4 protein-coding genes are annotated in these 7,158 nt (G+C 71.2%); all 4 read right to left on the bottom strand.

Translation table 11 applies throughout. The features are described from left to right. Positions 1–27: 27 nt before the first annotated feature. Positions 28–1,005 (bottom strand): ATP-binding cassette domain-containing protein, encoded by a 978-nt coding sequence (locus tag ABZ484_RS37975; RefSeq protein WP_358870512.1) that lies wholly within the window; start codon positions 1,003–1,005, stop codon positions 28–30. A 209-nt stretch (positions 1,006–1,214) separates the two neighbouring features. After that, complete coding sequence (locus tag ABZ484_RS37970; protein ID WP_358870511.1) at positions 1,215–1,949, bottom strand: alpha/beta fold hydrolase; 735 nt, start codon at positions 1,947–1,949, stop codon at positions 1,215–1,217. Positions 1,950–2,007: 58 nt separating this feature from the next. Further along, positions 2,008–6,999, bottom strand: coding sequence for an amino acid adenylation domain-containing protein (locus ABZ484_RS37965; RefSeq protein WP_358870510.1), 4,992 nt, complete (start codon positions 6,997–6,999; stop codon positions 2,008–2,010). 5 nt (positions 7,000–7,004) lie between these two features. Next, positions 7,005–7,151, bottom strand: a complete 147-nt coding sequence (locus tag ABZ484_RS37960) for a phosphopantetheine-binding protein (RefSeq protein WP_358870513.1) — start codon at positions 7,149–7,151, stop codon at positions 7,005–7,007. Positions 7,152–7,158 lie beyond the last annotated feature (7 nt).

Genomic DNA, 7,158 nt, shown 5'->3' with positions numbered 1-7,158 from the left:
AATCGGCGAACGCCGTCGAGGCGGTACTCATCGCGCGATGGCCTCCTTCTTGTCCTCGTTCTCGTTCTCGTCCTCGTTCACGGGCTCGCTCGTGTGCTCGGTCAGGGCGAGGAAGACGTCGTCGAGGTCCGGTGTGTGCACCGAGAACTCCTGGGCGTTGAGCGTGTGCTCGTCGAGCCGGTCCAGCAGGGCCCGCAGCGACCTCGACTCACCGTCGCTGGGCACCCGCAGGGTCAGCTCCTCGTCGTCCCGCGTGGAGCCGGCGAAGACGCGCGCCGCGGTGTCGAGCTGGAAGGCGTCGGCGAACCGGAGCCGGACGTGGGTGCCGGGGATCTGACGCTTGAGCTCGTCGGCCGTGCCCTGCGCGACCAGGCGGCCCTGGTTGAGCACCGCGATCCGGTCGGCGAGCTGGTCGGCTTCCTCGAGGTACTGGGTGGTGAGGAAGATGGTGGTGCCCTCGGCCACCAGTTCGCGGACGATCCCCCACAGCGTGCGCCTGCTGCGCGGGTCGAGACCCGTCGTCGGCTCGTCCAGGAAGATGATCTGCGGCTTGCCGACCAGCGTCATCGCCAGGTCCAGCTTGCGGCGCATACCGCCGGAGTAGGCCGACGCCATCTTGTCCGCCGACTCCACCAGGTCGAACCGCTCCAGCAGCCCCGCGACCACCCGGTCGGCGGAGCGCACCCGCTTCAGGTCCGCCATCAGCCGCAGGTTCTCCCGGCCCGACAGCAGATCGTCCACAGCGGCGAACTGGCCGGTCACACCGATGGCCGCGCGCACCTGCTTGGTCGCGGTCGCCACGTCGTGCCCGGCGACGCGCACCGTGCCGGCGTCGGCCGTCAGCAGCGTCGTCAGGACGTTCACCGTCGTCGTCTTGCCCGCCCCGTTGGGGCCGAGCAGGGAGAAGACCGATCCCGCCGCGACGTCGAAGTCGATGCCGTCGAGCACGACCTTGTCGCCATATGCCTTGCGCAGCCCTGAGACTGCGATCGCGGAACTCTTCATACCGCTACTGTCCCCACCGGTCGTGACATCGGCCCGACACACCCCTGACATGCCCCCTGAGTCCTCCTCGACGGCCGGCCGCCGCCCAGGCGCCGCCCGGCCGCCGTCCGGCCGCCCACGGCAGAACGGTGCTCGCGTCCGAAGCGAGAAGGGCATCCGCCGGGGGGCGGATGCCCTTCTGTGAGCTGCGCAGTGCCGGGAGGCGTCTCCTAGCGACCGCGCGCGGATTCCGCCTCGATGACGTCCAGCACCTCCCGGCCGTGATCGACCAGGTACATGTGGTCGCCCGGGAACTCCGCATGGGTGAAGCCGGCCGTGGTGGCGTCCCGCCACTGCTGGGCCTCTTCCGCGGTGACCAGACCGTCATGGTCGCCCCGCAGGGAGCAGATCGGCACCGACACCGGTTCGTCGGTGCTCGGCACGTACGCCTCGTGCATCGTGCAGTCGGCGTGCAGCGCGGGCAGGATCAGTTCGCGCATCTCCGGGTGGTCGAGCGCCTCGTGCCGGAATCCCGCGAACTCCTCGACCCTGGCGAGGAACTCGTCGCCGCTCAGGCCCGCGGCCCGCCGCTCGCGCTGGGTCCACGGTCCAGGCGAACCACTGACGACGAGCCGCTCGACGTGCACGCCGCGCTGCGTCAGCAGATGCACCAGTTCGTAGGCGAGGACGGCGCCCAGGCTGTGCCCGAACAGCACCGTCCGTGCCCCTTCACCGAGGTCGGCGACCACGTTGTCGATCTCGGCCTTGGCGGCCTCGACCACATTGCGGTACGGCTCCTCCAGGAGCCGCTTCTCCCTGCCGGGCAGCTCGACCGCGCTCACGCGCCAGCGGCCGGCGGCCAGTTCCCGCCAGGGGTGGAAGAACGAAGGACCCGCTCCGGCGAACGGCACGCACAGCAGCGTGGTCCGGTCCCGGTGGTCCGTGGACGTGCCGGGTTCCGTCACCCCGACCAACCCCAATCATCCATTCGACGGTTCGCTGAGCGAATTCCGCGGCCCGCTGTCACGGCTGGGCCAGCTTGCGGGCGATGACCTGCATGATCTGGCCCGCGGGCTTGGGCATGTGCAGGTCGTGGTGGGTGGCGTCCACGTCGTACTCCTCGATGGAGCCGAGGACGTGCGGCCGCCAGTCGGGGCCGTACGACGTCACTCCGTCGACCTTGTCCAGCTTGGCGTTGAAGTACAGCAGGTCACCGCGGTAGACCGGCGACTCGAAGACGCCCATCTTCTGCAGGTTGTTGGCGCCCACCTGCGACATGGTGTCCAGGAAGCTGTCCATGTTGCCGGTGTTCATGAACTTGCCGAAGACCTCCTCGACATCCGCCCGGTAGAGGTCTTTCGTCCGGCCGGCCACTTCCCGGAACCCGTTGTCCGGCTCGGAGTTGGCCGGCTGGGAGTCCAGGACGGCCACGAGACCGACCTCGAGCCCGCGCCGGTCCATCGCCTCCGCGACGGCGTGTGCGATCGGGCCTCCGAAGGACCAGCCGACCAGGTAGTACGGCCCTTCCGGCTGGACCTTGAGGATCTGGGCGAGGTAGTCCTCGACCATCTCCTCCACCGACGCCGCCATCGGCTCCTTGCCGTTGGAGCCGCGCGACTGCAAGGCGTAGGCCGGCCGGTCCGGCACGTACGGCGCGAAGGTGAAGAACGCCCAGCCGAGGCCGCCGCCGCCGTGGAAGAACCACACCGGCTCCTTGCCCGTGCCGGGATCCCGGTTCAGCGGCAGCACGACGTCGAACGAGTCGGCGTGGTCGCCGGGGATGCTGCCGATGAGCAGCAGCGCCGCCAGCTCGGCCACCGTGGGGTACTGGATGATCGTCCTGAGCGGCATGTCGACGCCGAACCGCTTGCGGATGCGGGCGCTGAGCCGGGTGGCCAGGAGCGAGTGCCCGCCGAGGGCGAAGAAGTCGTCGTCGATGCCGACCCGCTCCAGCTTGAGCAGCTCGGCGAAGAAGGAGCACAGGTCCTCCTCATGGGAGTTGCGCGGCTCTCCGCTGCTCACGGTGCTCGTGTGCTCCGACGGCAGCGCCGCGCGGTCGATCTTGCCGGCGGGGTTCAGCGGGAGCTGCGAGAGCGGCACCATGGCGGCCGGGACCATGTAGTCCGGCAGCCGCGCGCCCAGGTACTCGGGCAGCTCGGCCAGCAGCGGGCCGATCGCCTTGGCCAGGGCGGGGGCGTTGGCCCTGATCCGCCCGGCCACACCGCTGGGCACGAACGCCCCCGTGACCGCGGCGGTCCGCGGCTCGGGCAGCAGCACCGCGTCGAAGCTGTGGACGGCCTCGCCCGACCAGGTGAGGACCGCGTCCAGACCCTGCTGCCGCGCCCATGCGGCGACGTCCTCGGGATCGACCGGCCTGCCGGAGGGGGCGTCCTCGCTCAGCACACCGGCGAAGGCGGCCGCGGCGGTCTCCTCCACCAGCCGTGCGTTGGGTATCCCGGTCACCCGCACCGGGCCGTCCGCCCGGTCCGCGATGCCGCGCAGGCCGGCCAGGTCGGACACCTCGCCGCCCCACGGCACCGCGGGCACCCCGGCCAGGTCGAGGACGTCGGCCGGCTCCTTGTGCAGGACGACCGCGTAGCGGTGCCGGGTCAGCGCGTTGTGCGCCTGCCCCGGCTTCAGCCGGATGTCGACGCCGACGGGACGGTCCACCGCCCACTCGGCGAACCACTCCGGCGCGACGACCAGTTCCCGCTGGGCGAGCAGCGCCTGCTCCACCGACGCCCGGATCTCCTCGTGCGAGGCGTAGGGCTGCGCCGCGCGCTGCTCGGCGGTCGTCAGTATCCGCAGTGTCGCGGCGTTGCGGACGTCGCCGACGATCAGCCGACCGCCCGGGGCGAGGAGTTCCATGGCCTGGCGCAGCACCTGGTCGAGGTACTCGACGCTCGGGAAGTACTGCACCACCGAGTTGAGGACGACGGTGTCGAACCCGCCCCGGGGCAGGCCGGAGACGTCGTCGGCCGCCTGGACGCTCAGGCGCACACGGTCGCCGTGGCCGGCCTGCCCGGCCTGCGCCCGGAGCCGGTCGATCACCGTGGCGGAGATGTCGGTGCCCCAGTACTCGTCGACCTCACCGACGATCCCGGCGAGGAGCAGGCCGGAGCCGACCCCGATCTCCAGCACCCGCCGCGGCGCGTACCGCAGCACCTGGGCCACCGCCGCGTCCTGCCACTGACGCAGCTGCTCCGGCGGGATCGGCTCGCCCTCGTACACCGACTTCCACTGCTGGAAGTCCTCGCCCAGCGCCTCATCGGCGGAATCGGCCCAACTGTCGTCGAAGACCTGGCGCCACTCGTCCACCTGCGCGGGGACATCGGCCACGGCGGCGTCCGGGTCGGGCTCCACGTAGGCGACCAGGCGCTGGTCGCCCTTCTGGTCCTCGCGCACCACGACCGCGGCCTGGGCCACGGACGGGTGCCCGGTCAGCACGTGCTCGATCTCGCCGAGCTCGATCCGGAAGCCGCGGACCTTGACCTGGGAGTCGGTGCGGCCGAGGTACTCGACCTGGCCGTCCTTGTTCCACTTCACCAGGTCCCCGGTGCGGTACATCCGGGTCCCCGGCGCACCGAAGGGGCAGGCCACGAACCGCTCCGAGGTCAGCCCGGTCTGGCCGAGATAACCCCTGGCCAGGCAGGTGCCGGCCAGGTACAGCTCCCCGGCGACGCCGGGCGCGACCGGGCGCAGCGCCGAATCCAGCACATAGACCTGGTTGTTCCAGATCGGTGTGCCGATCGGTACCCGGTCCGCTCCCGGCACGTGCTGCCAGCCGGTGACCTCGACGGTCGCCTCGGTGGGCCCGTAGAGGTTGTGGGCGGAGCAGCCGGGCAGCATGTCGACGAACCGGTTGGCCAGCGCGGCCGGGAACGCCTCGGCCGCGACCTCGATCCAGCGCAGGCCGGTGCAGTCCTTGGCCGTGGGCTCGGTGACGAACGCCGACAGCAGCGAGGGCACGAAGAAGGCGCCGGTCACCCGCTCCCGCTGGATCAGCTCCGCCAGGTAGGCCGGGTCCCGGCGCCCCTCCGCGCTGGCGACGACGACGGAGGCACCCATCTGAAGGTTGGAGAACATCTCCGGCACCGAGGCGTCGAAGCTCGCCGAGGTGCTCACCAGCATCCGGTCCTCGACCGTGACGTCGAAGTGCTCCAGCCCCCACGTGATCCGGTTCATGATCGACCGGTGCGCCACCGGCACACCCTTCGGGCCACCCGTGGAGCCGGAGGTGAAGATGACGTACGCGACGTTGTCCGGCGACAGCTCCCGCTCCGGGTTCGTCTCCGGGTATCCGGACACGTCCGGCAGCACCCCGTCCAGCAGCAGCAGCGGCTGCGCGCTGTCCAGCACGTGCCGCACCCGGTCCTCGGGCAGCTCGGTGTCCAGCGGCACGTACGCCGCACCCGCCTTGACCACCGCGTAGACCGCCACCAGCAGATCCACCGAGCGCGGGATCTTCACCGCGACCAGCTTCTCGGGGCCCGCCCCCTGTTCGACCAGCCAGTGCGCCAGCCGGTTCGCCCGACGGTTGAACTCCCCGTACGTCAGCGTCTCCCGCTCACCGACCACCGCGACCGCGTCCGGGGTCCGCTCCACCTGCGCCTCGAACGCCTCCGGCAGGGTCCCCGCGGCCACCGGGCGCGCGGTGTCGTTGACCCGCCGCACCAGCCAGTCCCGCTCGTCCTCGGCCAGCACCTGGATCGAGCTGAGCGGCGCCCGCGGGTCGGCGGCCACCTGCTCGAGGACCCGTACGAACCGGGCGGCGATGGCCTCGGCCGTGTCCCGGTCGAACAGCTGGGTCGCGTACATCAGGTCGCCGCGCAGCGCCCCCGAGCCGTCGTAGGCCAGGCTGAAGAACAGGTCGGCCAGGGAGGTGTTCGTGAGGTACTGCTGGAACTCCACCTTGAGTCCGGGCAGTTCGAAGTCCGCCTTCTCGAAGCTCTGCCAGGCGAACATCACCTGGAACAGCGGCTGGTACGAGGTGGAGCGGTCGGGGTTGATCAGCTCGACCAGGGTCTCGAACGGCACGTCCTGGTGCTCGTAGGCGGCCAGGGCCTTGTCCCGCACCTGCGGGAGCAGGTCGGCGAACGACGGGTTGCCCGAGAGGTCCAGCCGCAGCACCTGGGTGTTGACGAAGAGCCCGACCAGGTCGGCGAGCGCCTCGTCGGTCCGCCCGGCGATCGGGTTGCCGATCGTGACGTCCTCCCCGCCGCCCAGCGTGCACAGGAGTACTCCCAGCGCGGCCTGCACCACCATCGACATGGTCATGCCGCGCTCGTCGGCCAGCTTCTGCAGCCCGGCCGCCACCTCCGGTGCCACCACCAGGCCGAGCGAGTCGCCCTTGGAGTCCCTGGCCGCGGGCCGCGGACGGTCCAGCGGCAGGCTCAGCGGCTGCGGCACACCGGCCAGTTCCTTGCGCCAGTAGTCGGCCTGCGCGGCGGCGAGGGAGCCCGGGTCGGCGACGTCGCCGAGCAGCTCGCGCTGCCACAGCGCGTAGTCCTTGTACGTCACGGCCAGCGGCTCGTACTCCGGCGCCCGGCCGTCCAGGCGCGCGGTGTAGGCGGTGGTCAGGTCCCGCGCCAGCGGCCCGCCCGAGACGCCGTCCGAGGCGATGTGGTGGATGAGGAGGACGAGGAGGTGTTCCTCGGGCGAGCAGCGGAACAGGCGCACGTGGAACGGGATGTCGGCCGTCAGGTCGAAGCGGTGCGCGATGAACGCGTCGACCGCGTCGTCCAGGGCGTCGGGCGCCACCTCGACCACCGGCACCTCCACCGGCGCCTGCGCCGCCGGCAGGATCCGCGGGTGCGGCTCGTCGTTGTCGTCCAGCACATACGTGGTGCGCAGCGTCTCGTGCCGGGCGACCACGTCCTGGACCGCCGCGACGAGGGCGGCCTCGTCCAGCGGCCCCTTCAGCCGGAACGCCGGGGAGATGTTGTAGGTCTCTGCCCCGCCCTCCAGTTGGTGCGTGAGCCACATCCGGCGCTGGGCAAACGAAAGCGGAATCACTCGATCTACTCCTCTACGATCATCCTGCGGAGGGCGGGGCGAACGGGAACAGCCGATTCCTCCGACCATTCGGCGAGCGCGGCCACCGTCGGAAGGTCGAAGAGCTTGCGGATGGGTATCTCGATCCCCAGCTCGCCGCGGGCGCGGGTGATCAGCCGG

Source organism: Streptomyces sp. NPDC006393 (genome assembly GCF_040628575.1).
Lineage (GTDB): Bacteria > Actinomycetota > Actinomycetes > Streptomycetales > Streptomycetaceae > Streptomyces.
The sequence above is the reverse complement of the archived record's forward strand: the minus strand, read 5'-3'. Positions and strand labels throughout refer to the sequence as shown.

Excerpts from the sequence above, each read along its gene's own strand:
- ABZ484_RS37975 (WP_358870512.1), bottom strand. The coding sequence starts at position 1,005 with ATGAAGAGTTCCGCGATCGCAGTCTCAGGGCTGCGCAAGGCATATGGC.